General features: G+C 65.8%; 18 protein-coding genes. 5 read left to right on the top strand and 13 right to left on the bottom strand.

Translation table 11 applies throughout. The annotated features are described in order from the left end of the window. Positions 1–37: 37 nt before the first annotated feature. Entirely contained in the window at positions 38–2,032 is a 1,995-nt protein-coding gene (locus tag P8R42_29610; protein ID MDG2308758.1) for a PAS domain S-box protein, read from the bottom strand. Positions 2,033–2,252: 220 nt separating this feature from the next. Here P8R42_29610 and P8R42_29615 point away from each other — a divergent pair, with 220 nt between their 5' ends. Next, positions 2,253–2,582 carry a hypothetical protein gene (locus P8R42_29615; protein ID MDG2308759.1) on the top strand — a complete coding sequence of 110 codons (330 nt, stop codon included), beginning with the start codon at positions 2,253–2,255 and terminating at the stop codon, positions 2,580–2,582. 106 nt (positions 2,583–2,688) lie between these two features. Here P8R42_29615 and P8R42_29620 read toward each other — a convergent pair whose 3' ends face one another. Next, positions 2,689–3,009, bottom strand: a complete 321-nt coding sequence (locus P8R42_29620) for a hypothetical protein (protein MDG2308760.1) — start codon at positions 3,007–3,009, stop codon at positions 2,689–2,691. A gap of 42 nt (positions 3,010–3,051) precedes the next feature. Here P8R42_29620 and P8R42_29625 point away from each other — a divergent pair, with 42 nt between their 5' ends. From P8R42_29625 to P8R42_29635, 3 genes are all read left to right on the top strand, one after another. Then, a complete protein-coding gene (locus P8R42_29625; protein MDG2308761.1) occupies positions 3,052–3,747 on the top strand; it encodes an inorganic pyrophosphatase in 696 nt (231 codons plus the stop codon). Between the two features lie 190 nt (positions 3,748–3,937). Then, a complete protein-coding gene (locus tag P8R42_29630) occupies positions 3,938–4,300 on the top strand; it encodes a response regulator transcription factor (protein MDG2308762.1) in 363 nt (120 codons plus the stop codon). Beyond that, positions 4,291–4,425 carry a hypothetical protein gene (locus tag P8R42_29635; GenBank protein MDG2308763.1) on the top strand — a complete coding sequence of 45 codons (135 nt, stop codon included), beginning with the start codon at positions 4,291–4,293 and terminating at the stop codon, positions 4,423–4,425. The genes P8R42_29630 and P8R42_29635 overlap by 10 nt, the downstream gene beginning before the upstream one ends. Before the next feature lie 218 nt (positions 4,426–4,643). Here the strand turns inward: P8R42_29635 and P8R42_29640 are convergent, their stop codons facing one another. From P8R42_29640 to P8R42_29675, 8 genes are all read right to left on the bottom strand, one after another. Continuing rightward, positions 4,644–4,934, bottom strand: a complete 291-nt coding sequence (locus P8R42_29640; GenBank protein MDG2308764.1) for a chaperone modulator CbpM — start codon at positions 4,932–4,934, stop codon at positions 4,644–4,646. Next, positions 4,931–5,881, bottom strand: a complete 951-nt coding sequence (locus tag P8R42_29645) for a DnaJ C-terminal domain-containing protein (protein MDG2308765.1) — start codon at positions 5,879–5,881, stop codon at positions 4,931–4,933. The genes P8R42_29640 and P8R42_29645 overlap by 4 nt, the downstream gene beginning before the upstream one ends. Positions 5,882–5,970: 89 nt before the next feature. Further along, positions 5,971–6,558 (bottom strand): hypothetical protein, encoded by a 588-nt coding sequence (locus P8R42_29650; protein ID MDG2308766.1) that lies wholly within the window; start codon positions 6,556–6,558, stop codon positions 5,971–5,973. Continuing rightward, positions 6,555–7,460 carry a recombination-associated protein RdgC gene (gene rdgC / locus P8R42_29655; GenBank protein ID MDG2308767.1) on the bottom strand — a complete coding sequence of 302 codons (906 nt, stop codon included), beginning with the start codon at positions 7,458–7,460 and terminating at the stop codon, positions 6,555–6,557. Before rdgC ends, P8R42_29650 begins: the two co-directional genes overlap by 4 nt. A 72-nt stretch (positions 7,461–7,532) precedes the next feature. Then, positions 7,533–8,108 (bottom strand): YIP1 family protein, encoded by a 576-nt coding sequence (locus P8R42_29660; protein MDG2308768.1) that lies wholly within the window; start codon positions 8,106–8,108, stop codon positions 7,533–7,535. After that, positions 8,105–8,455 (bottom strand): antibiotic biosynthesis monooxygenase, encoded by a 351-nt coding sequence (locus P8R42_29665; GenBank protein ID MDG2308769.1) that lies wholly within the window; start codon positions 8,453–8,455, stop codon positions 8,105–8,107. The genes P8R42_29660 and P8R42_29665 overlap by 4 nt, the downstream gene beginning before the upstream one ends. A gap of 25 nt (positions 8,456–8,480) precedes the next feature. Next, positions 8,481–9,785, bottom strand: coding sequence for an AarF/UbiB family protein (locus P8R42_29670; GenBank protein ID MDG2308770.1), 1,305 nt, complete (start codon positions 9,783–9,785; stop codon positions 8,481–8,483). Beyond that, positions 9,782–11,071: an MFS transporter gene (locus tag P8R42_29675; GenBank protein MDG2308771.1), complete on the bottom strand. Its 1,290-nt coding sequence runs from the start codon at positions 11,069–11,071 to the stop codon at positions 9,782–9,784. The genes P8R42_29670 and P8R42_29675 overlap by 4 nt, the downstream gene beginning before the upstream one ends. A gap of 66 nt (positions 11,072–11,137) precedes the next feature. On the opposite strand from P8R42_29675, the gene P8R42_29680 reads away from it, so the two are divergent. Continuing rightward, complete coding sequence (locus P8R42_29680) at positions 11,138–12,013, top strand: acyl-CoA thioesterase II (GenBank protein ID MDG2308772.1); 876 nt, start codon at positions 11,138–11,140, stop codon at positions 12,011–12,013. A 6-nt stretch (positions 12,014–12,019) separates the two neighbouring features. On the opposite strand, the gene P8R42_29685 is transcribed toward P8R42_29680, so the two are convergent. The 3 genes from P8R42_29685 to P8R42_29695 are packed head-to-tail and all read right to left on the bottom strand — an operon-like array spanning position 12,020 to position 16,171. Next, a complete protein-coding gene (locus P8R42_29685) occupies positions 12,020–12,820 on the bottom strand; it encodes a transporter substrate-binding domain-containing protein (GenBank protein ID MDG2308773.1) in 801 nt (266 codons plus the stop codon). A 34-nt stretch (positions 12,821–12,854) separates the two neighbouring features. After that, the gene (locus P8R42_29690) at positions 12,855–13,760 is read right to left on the bottom strand and encodes a DUF547 domain-containing protein (GenBank protein MDG2308774.1); all 906 of its coding nucleotides are present in this window, start codon (positions 13,758–13,760) and stop codon (positions 12,855–12,857) included. 8 nt (positions 13,761–13,768) lie between these two features. Next, positions 13,769–16,171, bottom strand: coding sequence for a thioredoxin domain-containing protein (locus P8R42_29695; GenBank protein ID MDG2308775.1), 2,403 nt, complete (start codon positions 16,169–16,171; stop codon positions 13,769–13,771). Between the last annotated feature and the right edge of the window lie 30 nt (positions 16,172–16,201).

Raw genomic sequence — 16,201 nt, forward strand, 5'->3', positions numbered from 1 at the left:
GCCCGCGTCCGTGAAGTGAGTAGCCGGGCGCGTCGCGTCAGGCGGCGGTGTGGTCGAGGCTTCGCGGGAGCCAGATCCGGAACGTCGACCCGGCTCCGGGCGCGCTCTCGACGGTGATCGAGCCGCCGAGCAGATCGACCAGGCGTCGGACGATGTAGAGGCCGAGCCCGGCTCCGCCGTGCCGCCGGCTCGAGGAACCGTCGACTTGTTGGAACGGCTCGAAGATCGCGGCGAGTTGGCCTTCCTCGATCCCGATCCCGGTGTCCTCGACCGAAATCTCGATGCCTCGGTCGTCTGCGCGGCCGCGCACGGTCACGCTGCCTTCGGTCGTGAACTTGAGCGCGTTGCTGATGAGATTCTTCAGCACGACTTTGAGCTTCATCGGATCCGACCGCAGGGTCGGCAGGTCTTCCGGGAGCTCGATCCGCAGTGCGAGTCCCACGTCTTCCTGCTGCCTCTGCGTGTCGAGATCTACCTCGGAGAGCAGGCCGGAAAGCGAGACCTCTTCGACGTGGAGGAGCACGCGGCCCGAATCGAGGCGGCTTACGTCGAGCGTGTTCGTGATGAGGTCGTGCAGCTCCCGCGCGCGTCGGTCGATCCGTCGCGCGGTGTCGGCCTGTTCCGGCAAGAGCGGCCCGAACTCTTCGGTGATCAAGAGGTCGGTGTAACCCAGAATGACGTGGAGCGGCGTCCGGAGCTCGTGCGACATCGTGGCCACGAAGTCGGACTTCACGCGGCCGGCCTGCTCCAACTCGTCGACGAGTCGTGCGTGGTCGAGCGCGAGCGAGGCGAGGTGTGCGATGCCTCGTGCGATGGCCAGGTCCGTGTCCGAGAAGGGTGTCGCGTCTCCCCGGCGCACGGCCTGAACGCCGATCAGGTCCGGCCCCTGTCGTAGGGCCAGGCAGATGCAGTTTCCGTGTTCGAGTTCGGGATTTCGCTCGAGGAAGGCTTCGGGAATCGTTCCGACGGTTGCCACTTCGGTGTCGCGAAGTCGTTCGGTGAGCACATCCATGAGGTGGCGCGGGACGCGGAGGCCCATGGAGGCCTCGCGGTCCTCGTTCGTCGCGTACGTCCCGGCGATCAGTTCGAAGACATCGTCTTCCGGTCGCAAGAGCAGCGAGTGACTCGACTCGCAGGACAGGTGCTGGGCCGTCAGCGCGCAGAGCCGATCGAGGAAGTCGGGCGAGTTGAGGGATGAGATCAGTTCCTGCCCGACCTCTGCGAGTGCGGCGGCGACGGTGGCGCCTTCAGCGCGCGCCTCCTGCTCGCGACGGCGGTCGGTAATGTCCACGCCGTACCCGATGAAGCCTAGGAAGGTCCCGTCGGCCGAAGTGCGGGGCGTGGCCCTCCCCAGCATCCACATGTAGGTGTCGGTAGCCACGTCGTGTACGCGGAATTCGTGCCGTATCTCACGTCGTTCGGCCATTGCCGAGACGTACGCCTGGCGCGTGCCCGCTTGATCGTCCGGATGGAGCGACGCAATCCAGGTGTCTTCCCGCAGAGTTTCGTTGGACCAACCGGTGATGTCACAGAACCTCGAGTTGACGTACTCGAGTTGCCCTGTCGTATCGGTCATCCAGATCATGAGTGGTGCGCCCTCGGCCAGCGAACGGAACCGCTCTTCGCTCTCGCTGAGGCGCCGCTGAGTCGTACGCTGCTCGGTCACGTCCGACGTCACGCCGATCTGCCCGATGATCTCGCCGTCGGCGGAGCGGAGCGTGGTCACGACCGTATGGCCGTCGAACGGAGTGCCGTCGCGTCGGACGAGCTGCGCGTCCAGTTCGAGGTGGCCTTCGCTGCGGACGAGGGGCAGGACCTCGATCGCACCCTCGCGGGCATCCGCCGGCAGGATGACCTCGTCGAAGCGGCGTCCCAGCACGTCTTCGGCCTTCCATTGAAACTGCTGCTCGGCGAACTGGTTCCAGTAGACGATTTGTCCCTCGAGATCGGTCGCGATGACCGCGCAGTGCATCTGCTCCAGGATCGAAGCCTGGGCCTGCGCCCACGTGTCGAGAGTTCGAGGAGAAGTCATCCGTCCGCCAGAGAGACCGACACGGGTCCGGGAAGGGGGGCCGGTGCGGGCGATGAGGAGGTCGCCATGTCAGTCTCGTTGTTCATCGTATACGGAGGCGGGGACGCGAAGGAAGGACCACCGGGATCTATCCCTGATGGGCTGATCTGCCACCGAATTCCCAAAGGTCGCCTTACGTCCTATGGTGAGAGAACGTGGTTCTGCTAGAAGGGTCTACATTATGATGGACGTATCGCGAGTGCTGAAATGGATCGTCGGGGTAGCTCTCGGAGCGGCGCTTGCCGCCTCTCACGTCTCGGCATTCGCCCAGTCGGATTCATGGAAGGGCATGGACCCCTTCGAGGCCATGGACCCGAGATTCGAGCGCAAGAGCACTCTCAAAATCATCAAGTCCAACGGTGACCTCGACGACACCCTGAACGACCAGGGTTCCGCCGTCGGCTTTGGCACGTCTGCTGCGACCGGCAACCTCGAGCCCCGCGTGAAGCCGGGGTCGACCGAAAGCCTCGAGATCATGAAGAAGGGCCAGCTCTCGGCGGACAAGGAGTAGGGTTCGACACGGCGGCCGGCTAGCCGCCTAAGGTCGCCTGGCGCCCGGACCGCCGTTGCAGCTCGCGGCCCTATCGTAGGGTGTCACTTCCGGAGGTGTTCAGGAGCTACTGCAGCAAGTCGGTCGTATCGAAGAAGACTTCGCTCGATTCCTCGCACTCGTGACATTCCATGCGGGCGACCCGGAAACGACGGCCGTCGCGTTCGCGAGTGCCCTCACCGGTCACCTCGAGGAAGCCGCCGCACGAGCACCACCGCTTCCGCATGTGGTCGTCCATCTCGTTGAAGGACCGGATGTAGATCGGGTTGTCCGGCGAGGCGCCGTCGCGGTGCAGGGCGGCTTTCTGCCGGCTTTGCTTCTGGAGCCGACGGTACGCCATCGCGGCGATTGCGGCGACGATGGCCACTACGAACAGGATCGTGGTCACGCGACGTGGGACTAGCCTCTCCATCTGTGATAGTCGAGCAGAATGGCCAAGGACATGCCCCCGGAGCTTCTGCAGTACCTGCCGATGTTGTACCGGCGTCACCCGTGGCACGGCATCACGTGCGGTGAGGACTCGCCGCGCAAGGTGGTCGCGTACATCGAGATTGTTCCGACCGATACGGTCAAGTACGAGCTCGACAAGCGGACGGGGTATCTAACGGTCGACCGACCGCAGCAGTTCTCGAACGTGTATCCGTCACTGTACGGGCTGATCCCGCAGACCTACTGCGGAGACAAGATCGGAGAGCTCTGCTCCGAGCGCGCAGGGAGGCCCGGCATCAAGGGCGACGCGGATCCGCTCGACATCTGTGTTCTTTGCGAGCGCGACATTACGCACGGTGACATTCTGGTGCCCGCGATCCCGATCGGCGGTCTACGGATGATCGATGGCGACGAGGCGGACGACAAGATCATCGCGGTTCTGGAGGGCGATGCGGTCTACGGGAATTGCACCGAGATCGACCAGCTGCCTTCGACCCTGGTCGATCGGCTCGAGCACTACTTTCTCACGTACAAGCAGGCTCCGGGGATGGACCGCGCCAAGGTGGAGATCACCGAAATCTACGGGCGGCACGAGGCGTACGACGTGATTCGGCGGAGTCAGGAGGACTACGAGACGAATTTCGGTGAGATCAAGCGGGCGAAGGAGCTTCTCGCCAGCACAACGGGGAAATCCTGACGGGAGCCGCGGGGTCCCAATTTTGGGGATGGTCTCTCGGCGGGTTGGACTGGTAATCGGGACTGCGATGGTTGCGCATACGATCCTCCTGGTCGAGGACGACGAGAACACGCGAACGCGGCTCGGCGGGGCGATTGGTGAGCACGACGAACTGACGCTGCAGGCGTTGGTTTCCAATTAAGCGGATGCGATCGCGGAACTCGACCGCTCGCCGCCGGCCGTTCTCCTCACCGACATCGGGCTTCCAAACGGAAGTGGGATCGACCTGATCCGTGAGGTGCGGGCGCGGGATCTTCCCACACAGCCGATGGTGATCACGGTGTTCGGTGATGAGAAGCACGTCGTCGCGGCGATCGAAGCCGGCGCGCTCGGCTACGTGCTGAAGGACGGCTCGGCGGATTACATCAGACGCTTCCTTTTGGATTTGGTCGCGGGTGGTTCTCCGATCTCGCCGCCGATCGCGCGCTACTTCCTGCGCCGTTTCCGGACGCCGGGGGCGGAACCCTCCCCGGAGCCGTGGCTTCGTCGAAATCGAGGCAGGCCGTGCAGTTGATTCGTCGAGGCGACTCGCTCTTCGTCCCACGCGCGGTCGGCCGGCGGGGCCTGCTCGGCATCGTCCAGCGATGCGGTCGTCACGTCGATCTCGCTGGGGAGATCGACGCGCTCATGCGTGAGTGAGGAGCCGCAGTCGGAGCAGAAGCCGCGCGTGACTCCCGCGGACGATCGATGGGTTGCGAGACTGCCTTTGGTCACGCGAAAGGCCTCGCGAGCGAACGTGACCCACGCGACCATGGGGACACCGGTTGCGCGGCGGCAACTGCGTCAACGGCACACCGTTGGGTGCGTGGGCTTCCCCGTCGCCTCGTAGCGGACGTTGCCGCAGAGGTAGCCCCCGGTCATCGTCGTTGCTGGCGGAGTTGGGTGAGGGCGGTTTCGAGCTGATGACGCAGGTCGGCGAGGTTTTCCCGCATTTGGATGATGACGGCGACGCCTGCCAGGTTCACGTCGAGCTCGTGCACGAGGTTGTCGGCGACGCGTGCGCGTTCCAGCATGATCTCGGAGAAGCGCTCTTCGGCTTCGTCGTCCTCGGTCTCGATCTGCACGATCTCTTCTTGCTCCAGCTGAATGAAGAAGGACTCTTCGATCGCGAGGAGCTCGATGACCTGTATTCTCGTGAAGTACTTCATCGCGTCTTCCCCAGATGCTCGCGGACGTCGGTCCCGGCGTACAGAGGCTCCATGGCGTCGGCGATCTCCTCGAGCGCGCCGTTCTCGCCTTCCTTGGGCAAGACGGCGGACAAGGTCACGTACAGATCGCCGTGCTCCTTTTTCGAGCCGCGCTTGGTGGCGCCCTTTCCGCGGAGACGGAGCTTGCCCCCGTTGGCGGAGCGGGGCGGCACTTTGACCGTCGCGGCGCCGTCCGGGGTCGGCACCTGGATCGATCCTCCGCGAAGAAGCTCGGGGATCGTCACGGGCAGGTCGACATAGACGTCGGCGCTTTTGCGGGTGAAGAACGGGTGCGGTCGCACGCGGAGCGTGAGGTACAGGTCGCCCGCGGGCCCGCCGCCGTTACCGGGCGCGCCTTGCCCCGAGAGACGGATCTTCGTGCCGTCGTCGGATCCCGGAGGGATCGTCACGTTGAGGGCGCCCTTGCCCTCGAACTGCAGGTTCACCTTTCCGCCCCGGACCGCGTCGAGAAAATCCACGAGCGCCTCGCCCTGAGCATCCTGGCCCTTGCGGGGGCCTCTCGGTTCGCGGCGACCGAAGCCGAACCGCTCTCCGAAGCCGCCCAGGCCACCGAGAAGATCTTCGAGGTCGACCTCGGAGGTGAATTCCTGGTGTGAGGGGCTGCGTCGTGCGCCCTGCTGCCAGTGCTTGTAGGCGCGTGTCTGTTCGGCGTCGAAGCCGGCTTCGAGCCCCTTTTCGCCGAACTCGTCGTACAGGGAACGTTTCTTTTCGTCGGAGAGGACGTCGTTCGCGTAGGAGATGTCCTTGAAGCGCTCGGCGGCCTTCGGGTCGTTGGGGTTGACGTCGGGGTGGTGTTTTCGGGCGAGCTTGCGGTACGCCTTGCGGATGTCGTCCTGGCTCGCGCCTTTTTCCAGCGCGAGCGCCGCGTAGAGGTCCTTTCCGGCCATCACCCTACTGTAGCGCAGAGCGGCGCGTTGTCAGCCGGGTACGTTGGGGAATCGCCCGATTTGTTCTCCGCTAAACATTTTCGGCGAGACTAACCAACGTCCCCACCGGCGGATGCGGCGTCGGCGCGGGTGCGGCCGAGTTCGGCGACCCAGGTGCGGAGGGTGGGGAGGGCGTCGTCGGTCCAGGTGGAGGTGGAGCGGGTGCGGCAGAAGGCGGCGAAGAGCCAGTCGATGACGCCTACGGTGTCTTCCACGTCGGCGAGGCGCAGGAACAGGTCGTTTTCGAAGGCGGCTCGACGGTCTTCTTGGAGGCCCGGATCGCGGTCTCCCAGCGGGGGGCAGCGCAGGGAGTCGTAGGTCAGCAAGCCGCCGTCCAGCGTGAGCTCCCAGCGGCGTTCGCCGCGGGTGATCGAGAGGCGGGCCCGGTCGAGGAGCTTGCCGCGGCGCAGGCCAGCACCGAGCTCGGAGCGGATGTCGCCCTCATCGACGAGCGAGAGGCGGGCCCCGGGATCGCCGCCGGCCTCGAGGACGATCCGGTCCCCGAGTGCCAACTCCAGGATATCGCCCTCGATCTCGATCCGGCCGCCTTCTTCTTCGAGGCGGCAAATCAGCCAGGTGAGGAACTCGCGTCCGAGAAACCGTTTGGCTTCGACGACGGACAGGAAGGTCTCGGTCATGCTTGCTCCGTCGAGGCGCGTTCCGTGGGCTCGGCCTCGGTGGTGGCTCCGTCGGCGCTGGCTTCGGCAGTGGCGGGCTCGGCCTCGGTGGTGGCGGCTTCGCCGGTGCGGGGCTCGGCCTCGGTGGTGGCGGCTTCGCCGACGACCGCGGCGGCAGCTTCACGGGCGACGGCTTCCGCCTCAGTTGCGGCGGTTTCGCTCGAGATCGCTTCGGCGGCGACGGACCGCAGCGAGATCGGCGCCGCGGCGACCGGCGCAGGAGCCTCGTTCCAGCTCTCCTCGGCGGCGTCCGGGCCCAGGTGGCTGGGTTCGACACCGCGCACGGAGTCGACGATGCCGTCGGGCAGGCCGACGCGCTCGGCGGCGAGATACGGGATCATCGGAATCGGCGCGACGCCGAAGGTCTCGCGGAACAGCGAGGCGAACGTCTCACGTGCGCTCTTCAGTTTTCCCGTGAAGTAGAGCGCCTCGGTCTCGAGGTTCCACGCGCACTCGAAGAGCTTCGGGTTCGGGAGCGCGCGCGACATCAGGTTGGACTCGACGTCCTGCTTGATCTCGCGCTTCATGTCGCGGCTGAGCTTCTCCAGATCCTGCTCGCGCCGCCGAACGTCTTCCTGGCGCCGTCTCTCCATCCACGAGAGCTTCGCCGGCACGGCCCGCGTGTCGAACCGGAAACCGACCACGAGATACTGCTGAAAAAACAGATCGGTCGCATCGAAGTCGGTCACGAGGGGGTCGTGAATGGCGACCCAGCCGAATGCCTCGGCCTTCGGCATCCCGTCTTCGTCCGTATCGCGGAAGGCACGCTCTTCGACCGCGCGCGTGATGGCCTCGCGATCCATATTCGGTGGCGGTTTGGCGTGCAGACGGACGATGCTCGAAGTGGCGGAGAGAAATCCCATGGCGGCCGCGAAGTAGCACCGTCCGTCCGCCCGGTGCAAGGCGGTTCGGGGCTTGACACGCCTCGTCTCCGCTCAGAGCCGGGTGGAGAGCTGCGCGAAGATGAATCCGACGACGACCGCGACACCCGCGAACGCCAGGAATCCCAGGAGGAAGGCCTGGACGGCACGGATTGTGGTCACGGCGAACGCCTGACGGATGGCGATGACGTTCGCGACGAGCGACAGGCCGAAAATGAGCACGCCGAGCGCCAGTTCGAATGGCGCCGAGTCGAGTGAGGCGAGGCCGAGCAGCCACAAAATTTGCGGACTCGTCGCGTAGCCGGTGCAGCGCAGCACGCGGGGCAGATCGACGTTGGTGCCCAGGAACCGATTCCCGACGACCCACACGAGCGCGCCCGGCACGAGCCAGCTGAAGTACGCCCACGCGAGCGCGAGAGGCATGTCCTCCATCGGAATGCGCTCGGGCCCGCCGAGCGCTTGGGCGAGGGCTGTGATCGCGACGACGACGGCGGCCTGATTGGTCGCATCGGGGTCGGCGGCAATCTCGTCGTACACCGGGCCCTGCAGCTGCAGGGAGCCGGTCATGCGCTGCACGAACGGTCGGACCTCGTCTGCCGCCGAGGCGTTTTTGGGCTCCTCGGGAGTCACGCCTTCTCGGTCGTTTGGATGACCTCGTGGATCTCGAGCACGTTCGGCCCCGCGAACATCTCCGCCGGTGGACGGTTCGAGTGTGCGGCGCGGAACGAGTCGCTCTTCGTCCAGTCCCAGAAGGCCTCTTCGCTCTCCCAGTAGGTCTGGACGAGATAGAAGCCCTGTTCTTCCTTCTCCTCGTACTCGCCGGTCTTGTGATTCAGGCGGCGTTGAACGGGGCGCAGGACGAGGTTCTTCACGAAGCCCGGTGACGAGTCGATGAGGTGCGCGCGCTTCTTGAAGCGCTCTTCGAAGTCCGCCTCGTGGCCCTCGGAGACGGGAATGCGGTTGGTGACGACGAACATCGCGTGACTTCCTCCCGAGCCGTCCTCAAGCACGATCCCCGCCGGGCTGCAATTGGCCCGCCATGAGGGCCTCTTGGAGATAGGGTAGAGCTTCGTGCGTGAGGGAGAGTTCGGGAGCGAGGCGCTTACCGAGGCCCTCCGCGGTCATGAGAGCGATGTTCACCATCGTCATGTGGCTGCGCGCCTGGACGCGATGCCGCCGCAGGATGTCGAAGATCCGACCGATCTCGGCCGTGATCTGCACGTTCTGGAGGCCCTGGTCCTGCAGGCTGCCGACGAAGTTCGCCATCTCGCGCTCGTAGGCGTCGTAGTCCGGAGTGGCGGTGTGAGGCGCGTTCTCGTGGAACAGGCGGGCGACGGTCTTGCCGTCGCCGGTGGCGAGCGCGAAGAGCGTCTGGGCAGTGGTAATCCGATCTTCGTCGTTGATCTCGCCCGTGAGGCCGAGGTCGAGGAGTACGACATGCGAAGGATGCTGAAAGCGCATGTTGCCCGGATGAAGGTCCGCGTGCACGAAGCCGTGTAGGAAGATCATCCGGCAGACGCACCGCATGCCCGCGGTCACGATCGCGTGGACGTCGCACCCGGTCGCTTCCAATTCCGATTCGTGGACGCCATCGACGAACTCCATCGTGAGGACGGCGTCGGAGCACGCATCGAGATAGAGGCGAGGGAAGTCCACATCGGGATCGTCGATGAAGTTCTCGGTGAATCGCGCGTTGTTGCGTGCCTCGTTCTCGAGGTGGATCTGCGCCTGCACGGCGTCGCAGAACGCGCGGAGTGCTTCCTCCAGAGCCATGAGGCGAACACTCGGAATCACGCGCTCGAGCGTGCGCCCGATGAACAGCAGGATTGACCGGTCGAGCGACGCCTTCTCCACGATGTCGGGCCGTCGGACCTTCACTGCGACGGTGTCGCCGCCGTCCTTGAGGATCCCCCGGTGTACTTGTGCGACGGAGGCGGCTGCGACCGGCGTTGGGTCGAACTCCTCGAAGATCTCGTCGAGCCGGCGACCCAGTTCGGACTCGATCGTGCGTTGGACGTCTTCGAAGGCGAACGGAGGCACGTCGTCCTGCAAGGTGGTGAGTTCGCTGACGAGCGCGCGGGGCAGAAGGTCGCCGCGCGTCGACGCGATCTGGCCGACTTTGATGAAGGTTGCCCCGAGATCGGCGCAGAGCCCGACCAGTGCCCTCCCGAGGGCGCGCATGCTCGCCTCGGGATCGCCCGCGAGGGCGCGGCGCTCTCGAGTGAAAGCCACCAGCCCGAGGGCGGACGCCCGGAGGATCTGTGCTGAGCGGCGCGTGATGCGCCAGGCGGAGGATCTAGAGTTCACGCTGGTGCTCCCGTGTGTTGCGGCGGGCGTACGAACAGGATCAGCGTTGCGGCGGAGAGCCCGACGACGAACAAGACCCAGATCGCGCTCGGATAGCCGCCGAAGCGTTCGGCGACGACCCCGACGAGCAAGGGGCCGATGCCCCCGCCAAGCGAGGTGAGGAAGTTCAGCATGCCGAGGACGGCCCCGAACGAGGCTAGGCCGAAGAGTTCGGCAACGAGCAAGGACTGCATCATGAAGATGGCGCCAATCGTCAGTCCGAACACGACCGACGCGGCGAGGAGGCCGCTCGGATCCGTCGCGAGCCCGAGGCCCGCGAGCGAGAGGGCTTGTGTCGCGAAAAGAATGGCCGTGACGTTCCGCTTCTCCATCCGGTCCGCGAGGCGCCCGGCGACGAGACGTCCGACGATGCTCCCGGTGGGGATCGTCGCGGCGCCGATCGCGGCCGCGGACGTGTCGAGGTGATCGCGCAAGAGGTGGAGGTGGTGCACCGCGAGACCGGTCTGACAGATGAGGATCGAACCGAACGAGAGCGCGAGAAGTCGAAAGCTCCGAGTGCGCATCGCCGCGCGAACGGTCCACGGCAGTTCACCGTCCGCGCCGTCCGCGTCCGCATCGTCGACCAGGTGGTCGCCGTCGGGTTCGAGGCCGTGCGTCTGTGGGTCCTCGCGAACGACCCAAAGGGTGATTGGAAGGACGATCACCAGGACGAGCGCTGCGAGCCAACGCGTGGCGATCTGCATCCCCTCGGTCGCGATGAGTGCCGTGGCGATCGGAACCAGGATGAGGCCGCCCACCGACACGCCGGTCTGTGAGAAACTCATCGCGCGAGAGCGGCCGCGGACGAACCACTTGTTCATGAGCGACGACAGAGGAATCGCGGAGCTCATCGAAAAGCTCGCGGCGAGCAGCAGGTACACGAAGTACAGCTGGGCGGGCTCGTCGATGGAACCGAGCCACAGCAGGGCCGTCGCCATGGTGATCGCGCCGGCGAGGAGAAGGGGGCGCGTCCCGAAGCGGTCGACGACGCGCCCGACGCCGACGCCGACGAGACCCGTCGTGATGAAGTAGACGGTCGACGCGCCCGAGACCGACGCCTTCGACCATCCGTTTTCCCGGATGAGGCCGTCGAGGAAGACGGTCTGGCCGTAGAAGCCGATCCCCACGCTGACGAAACTCAGCGCGAACCCAGCCGCGACGACGTACCAGCCGTAGTAGAGCTCGGGCCGGAGACGGTGGATGGGCGGCAGGGCTCGGATCGGGGGCGAGTCGGGGGCCGCAGGCACGTACCGGGAGGGGATAACATGGGGGGTCTGGTGATCTCACCAGTGGTTCCGGGTACCCTCCTCGGTATGGAGAATCCGGAGGAGACCCAGCGCCTGCTCGATGAACTGGTCGCTCTGCTCGATCTCGAAGAGCTCGATCTGAACATCTTTCGGGGCAGGAGTCCCAAGGAGAGCCGGGTACGGGTCTTCGGCGGCCAGGTCGCGGCGCAGGCGCTCGTGGCAGCGGGGCGCACCGCGCAGGACACGGTCGCGCACTCCCTGCACGCTTACTTCCTGCGGGCGGGCGACCCCTCGATTCCGATTCTCTACGAGGTCGACCGTATTCGCGATGGGAAGTCGTTTGCCACGCGGCGTGTCGTCGCGATCCAACGGGGGCGCGCGATCTTCAATCTCCAGGCGTCGTTCCAGCACCCCGAGCCGGGGCCCGACCATCAGATGAAGATGCCGGACGCACCGGACCCGGAGAGCCTGCCGACGTGGGCCGAACGGATGGCGAAGACCCTCGTGAACGAGCCGCAGGAGGTCCGCGACTGGTTCCAGCGGCCACGGCCGCTGGAACTCCGCTACGTGGAGTCGTTCGATCCCGAGCGCAGGAGCCAGGGCCAGCACGTGTGGCTTCGTGTGAACGGCCGGCTGCCGGATCTTCCGCTGCTCCACCAGTGCGTCGTCGCTTACGCCTCGGACATGACGCTGCTGGATACGGCGACGCTGCCGCACGGTCTGCTCTGGAACGATCCGCGCTACATGATGGCGAGCCTGGACCACGCGATGTGGTTCCACCGAGACCTTCGGGCGGACGAGTGGCTTTTGTATTCGCAGGAGAGCCCGTCTGGCTCGGGCGCGCGCGGCTTTGCGTGGGGGCACCTCTTCCGGCGAGACGGAACGCTCGTCGCTTCGGTAGCCCAGGAGGGGCTCGTCCGACCGATTCGGCCGAAGGAGTAGCCGGGCCTACTGCGCTTTGACCTCGACGCGGACCGGGATCCACTTGTTCACGGTGGAATCCATCTGCCCGTTTTCCTTCCACCGGGTCACGAAACCGTCGAGTGCGCCCTTCAGGTTCGGGTCGTCCTTGCGCACGCCCCAGGCCAGGTACTCCTCGGTGAGCGGCTCGTAGAGCGCGAGCAATTCGCGTTCTTTCGGGTCGAGGGAGACCCGCCAGATGGTCGGTGCGTCGTGAATGAAGAGGTCGATCGATCCGTCGCGAAGGGCGGCGACGCCCTTGTCCGCGCTCTCTACGGCGACCTTGGTCGCCTTGGGCAGAGACGCGGCGACGTAGCGGCCTCCGGTCGTCCCCTGGACGAAGCCAATCTTGGCTCCGCTTGCGTTCAGGCGCCCCGGGTCGGCGAAGCGGGAGAACTCCTCGGAGCTCACGAGGGCCATCTGGCCGACGCGCATGTAGGGCTGAACGAAGTCGACACTCTTCGCGCGCTCCTCGGTGACGGACATGCCCGACATGATTACGTCGATCTTCTTCGCCTGGAGCGCCGGGATGAGTTCCTTGAACTCCATCGTCTTGAACTCGATCGGCTTGCCGATTTCGGCCCCGACGGCGCGAGCCAGATCGACCTCGAGGCCCCCGAGTTGGCCGTCCTTCTCGAACGCGACCGGTGGGTAGCTCGTGGACAGACCGACGCGCAGGGGCGTCGCGTCGGGGTTCTCTTGCGCTTCGGCCCAAGGGGCGATCGTCATCCCCAGAAGGCACAGGGCCACCAGGAGCCCCGCTCGTTTGCCGCTCATCGTCTTGCGCATGTGCGCGCGAACATAGGCGACGACTCGGGCGGGATCAACGCGGTGTCGCGGTTGGGTGCTGGTCGTTCAGGTTCCAGTCGTACTCGATGAAATCGACATCGTAGCCTTCCTGGCGGGCCCGCAGGAGGGCGGCCTCGTGTTCCTTCGGGCCGTAAAGCGAGATGTACGTCAGGAGCGTTGCGGGTTGATCCGGGTGGTTCTTCTCGAGCCATTCCGTGAAGTCGGCGCCGTGCCACTTCAGGATCGAGGAGACGTAGACCGTCTCTTCGTCGTGGTCGAATCGGAGATTTCGGGGCTGCGCGAAGAAGCGGAACGTCTCTCGGTCGAGTTGGTCCTGGAGGCGGGCTGCGGAGAACGCCTCCTGCGGGAGGTGCGGGCATCCGATGGACGCGCAGTTCAGCGCGAAGTGCACGCGGGGTTCGCCGAACCGCGAGCGAATCAGGGAGTTCTCGAGATCGTAGAGATTCGTCGTCTCGCCGCCGACTTCGACCTGCTGCAAGAAAAAGAACCCGACCTTGTCGTCAATGATGTTGAGCGGGAAGACGTTGCCGATGTCGGTCACGCTGGCGACCGGGTAGTATTGCACTACGGTGTACAGCACGGCGGCGTTGTACGCGTTGATGAAGTACGCGAGCTCGTCGTCGCGCGTCGGGAACCGCTCGGGAGCGTTGTCGGGACTCTCCTCGGTGATCCACCAGTAGTAGCGATCGAGCATGCCGGGGTCGCGCTGGAGTGCCGCGTAGTCGACACGTCCGTTCCCGTCGACGAAGCGCTTCTGTACGTCGTCGAGGTCTACGTGGGCGACTTCGGGTGTCGTCTCGCCGGAGGGGAGGGCGACACGCGGTCTTTGGATCGTGGTGCACGCGTTCACGAGCGTGAGTGCCGCGGCTGCGATCAGCAGCGACGAACGACGGCGAGACGGCGAGCGGGTAGGGGGCATGCCTTCTCCTAGTTCGGATACGGTCGAACGGTGGCGAGCTGTTTCGCGAACAGGTCAGGGTCGGTCGTCGGCAGAGCGCAGACGCGGTTTTCGCAGACGTAGGCGGTCACTCGTCCGTCGCGCGCGATCTTGCCAGCGACGAGGGGGATGAGATTCGCGAGCGCGGTGGCGGGCTCTCCCTCGACGGTGAGAGCGACGATCGAGTTGGGAAGATACTGATGGGCGAGCACGGAGAGGAACGGCGCAAGCCCCTCGTCGTCCGGGCCCGGCAGAACGAGGATCACCTCTTTGGGCGTGTCGAGGTACTGATCCAGCGCCGAGAGGAGCCTCGGGGAACGGGAAGGCCGGGTTCGCAGGTCGAGCGCAAAGGCTCCGAACAGTTTTTCGGCGCGGCTCTTGTAGGCCTCGTCGGTCGTGAACTCGTAGAGCCGCAGTAGATTCGACGCCGCCACCGAGTTCCCCGATGGGCGCGCGCCGTCGTAGATCCCCTTTCGTCGAACGAGGAGTTCTTCGCCATCCGTGGACGTCATGAAATAGCCGCCGTTTCCTTCGTCCCAGAAGCCCGAATCGAGCGTGCCCTGCAAGCCGATCGCGGCGCGCAGCCAGCGGGGATCGAAGCTCGCCTCGTAGAGGTCGAGCAGGCCGGCGATGAAGAACGCGTAGTCGTCCAAAACGGCGTCGTGGCGTGCCTTGCCGTCGATGTACGAACGGTTGAGCCTGCCGTCCTTGGTCATGCGGCCGAGGACGACGTGTGCGGCAGCGGCTGCAGCCTCGGCGTACCCGGCCTTCTCGAGCACGCGAGCGCCGCGGGCGAACGCCGAGACGGCGAGTCCGTTCCAGGCGGCCAGAACTTTGTCGTCGCGGATCGGCGGAGGGCGATCCCCGCGCGCGTCGTAGAGCGACGCCCTCGCGGCGGCGAGCTCCGCCTCGGTCTCTTCGACCGACAGGCCGGCATCGCGCGCGACCTCCTCGACCGGACGGGCTCCGTGGAGGATGTTGCGACCTTCGAAGTTGCCGGCTTCGGTCACGCCGTACCGGCTCGCGACGAGCGCCGCGCGTTTCTCGCCGACCAGCTCGATGATCTCCGCCGGGGTCCACGTGAAGAACCAACCCTCTTCCTGGTGCCCTTCGGGAGTGGGGCTGTCGGCATCGGTTGCCGAGTAGAAGGCCCCCTCCGAGGAGGTCATCTCGCGGCGCATGTAGTCGAGCGTCTCGCGCGCGACGTCGGCGAACCGCTCTTCGCCGGTGATTTGATAGGCATCCAGATAGGCCACGACGAGGAGCGCGTTGTCGTAGAGCATCTTTTCGAAGTGGGGAGTGAGCCACTCGCGATCTGTGGCGTACCGATGGAATCCGCCCCCCACGTGGTCCCGGATTCCACCGGCGGCCATGTGATCGAGCGTTCCGAGCGCGTGGGACAGGGCGACCGGGTCGCCGGTGCGGCGTCCGTGGCGCATGAGGAGTTCGAGCCCGACGGTCCGCGGGAACTTGGGCGGACGCCCGAAGCCCCCCCATTCGGGGTCGTAGGTCTTGGCCATCGACGCTTGGGTCATGAGGATCGGCGTCGCCCCCGGCACGGTCTCCGGCTTGCGAGGCTGGCTCTGCGCACGCAGGCGCGCCGTAATCTGCTTTGCCTGTTCGGCGATGGCGTCGGGGTCGCCGGCGTACTGCGTCGACAGCGCCTGCAGGATCTCGAGCAATCCGGCGCGGCTTCCCCGGTCCCCCTTGCGGGCAGGAAAGTAGGTGCCGCCGAAGAAGGGCTCCCGGTCTGGGGTGAGCACGACCGTCATCGGCCAACCGCCTCCGCCCGTGAGCATCTGCACGACGGCCATGTAGACTTGGTCGACGTCGGGTCGTTCCTCGCGGTCGACCTTGATCGGGATGAAGTTCGCGTTCATGTACGCCGCGATCTCTTCGTCTTCGAACGACTCGCGCTCCATCACGTGGCACCAGTGGCACGTCGAGTACCCGATACTCAGAAATACGGGACGGCCGAGCCGACGTGCCTCCTCGAAGGCTTCGTCGCCCCAGGGCCGCCAGTCGACGGGGTTGTGTGCGTGCTGCAGGAGGTACGGGCTGGTCTCGAGGATGAGGCGGTTCGTGTAGATCGGCGAGCCATCCTCACGGACGTGGTGCGTCCGCGGTTCATATTCGGCGTCGCGCAGAGCGAGAGTCTTCGCGAGCTCCGCGCGAACTTCGTCGGGGAAGGGCTCCGATCCCGGTGCACCGGTCGGGACGGGCCAGCTCTGGAGCGCGACGCGCGCCGTTGGCGCGGGGGGAGGTGGTGGGCGCGTCTCCGGGGCGTCGCCGGTCGTGTCGTTGGTACAGCTGACGACCAGCGTCGTCGCTGCAATCACCATAAAGAGTGCTGCGGCGTACCCGATCTTTCTCGACGGAAGTGTCCTGCGCATGGGGGCCCTTACCATTGCTACGGCCCGGCG

This window comes from Candidatus Binatia bacterium, from assembly GCA_029243485.1.
Lineage (GTDB): Bacteria > Desulfobacterota > Binatia > UBA12015 > UBA12015 > VGTG01.

Coding starts and splice junctions, on each gene's coding strand:
- P8R42_29610 (MDG2308758.1), bottom strand. CDS start 2,032: ATGACTTCTCCTCGAACTCTCGACACGTGGGCGCAGGCCCAGGCTTCG.
- P8R42_29615 (MDG2308759.1), top strand. CDS start 2,253: ATGATGGACGTATCGCGAGTGCTGAAATGGATCGTCGGGGTAGCTCTC.
- P8R42_29625 (MDG2308761.1), top strand. CDS start 3,052: ATGGCCAAGGACATGCCCCCGGAGCTTCTGCAGTACCTGCCGATGTTG.
- P8R42_29640 (MDG2308764.1), bottom strand. CDS start 4,934: ATGAAGTACTTCACGAGAATACAGGTCATCGAGCTCCTCGCGATCGAA.
- P8R42_29645 (MDG2308765.1), bottom strand. CDS start 5,881: ATGGCCGGAAAGGACCTCTACGCGGCGCTCGCGCTGGAAAAAGGCGCG.
- P8R42_29650 (MDG2308766.1), bottom strand. CDS start 6,558: ATGACCGAGACCTTCCTGTCCGTCGTCGAAGCCAAACGGTTTCTCGGA.
- rdgC (MDG2308767.1), bottom strand. CDS start 7,460: ATGGGATTTCTCTCCGCCACTTCGAGCATCGTCCGTCTGCACGCCAAA.
- P8R42_29665 (MDG2308769.1), bottom strand. CDS start 8,455: ATGTTCGTCGTCACCAACCGCATTCCCGTCTCCGAGGGCCACGAGGCG.
- P8R42_29680 (MDG2308772.1), top strand. CDS start 11,138: ATGGAGAATCCGGAGGAGACCCAGCGCCTGCTCGATGAACTGGTCGCT.
- P8R42_29685 (MDG2308773.1), bottom strand. CDS start 12,820: ATGCGCAAGACGATGAGCGGCAAACGAGCGGGGCTCCTGGTGGCCCTG.
- P8R42_29690 (MDG2308774.1), bottom strand. CDS start 13,760: ATGCCCCCTACCCGCTCGCCGTCTCGCCGTCGTTCGTCGCTGCTGATC.
- P8R42_29695 (MDG2308775.1), bottom strand. CDS start 16,171: ATGCGCAGGACACTTCCGTCGAGAAAGATCGGGTACGCCGCAGCACTC.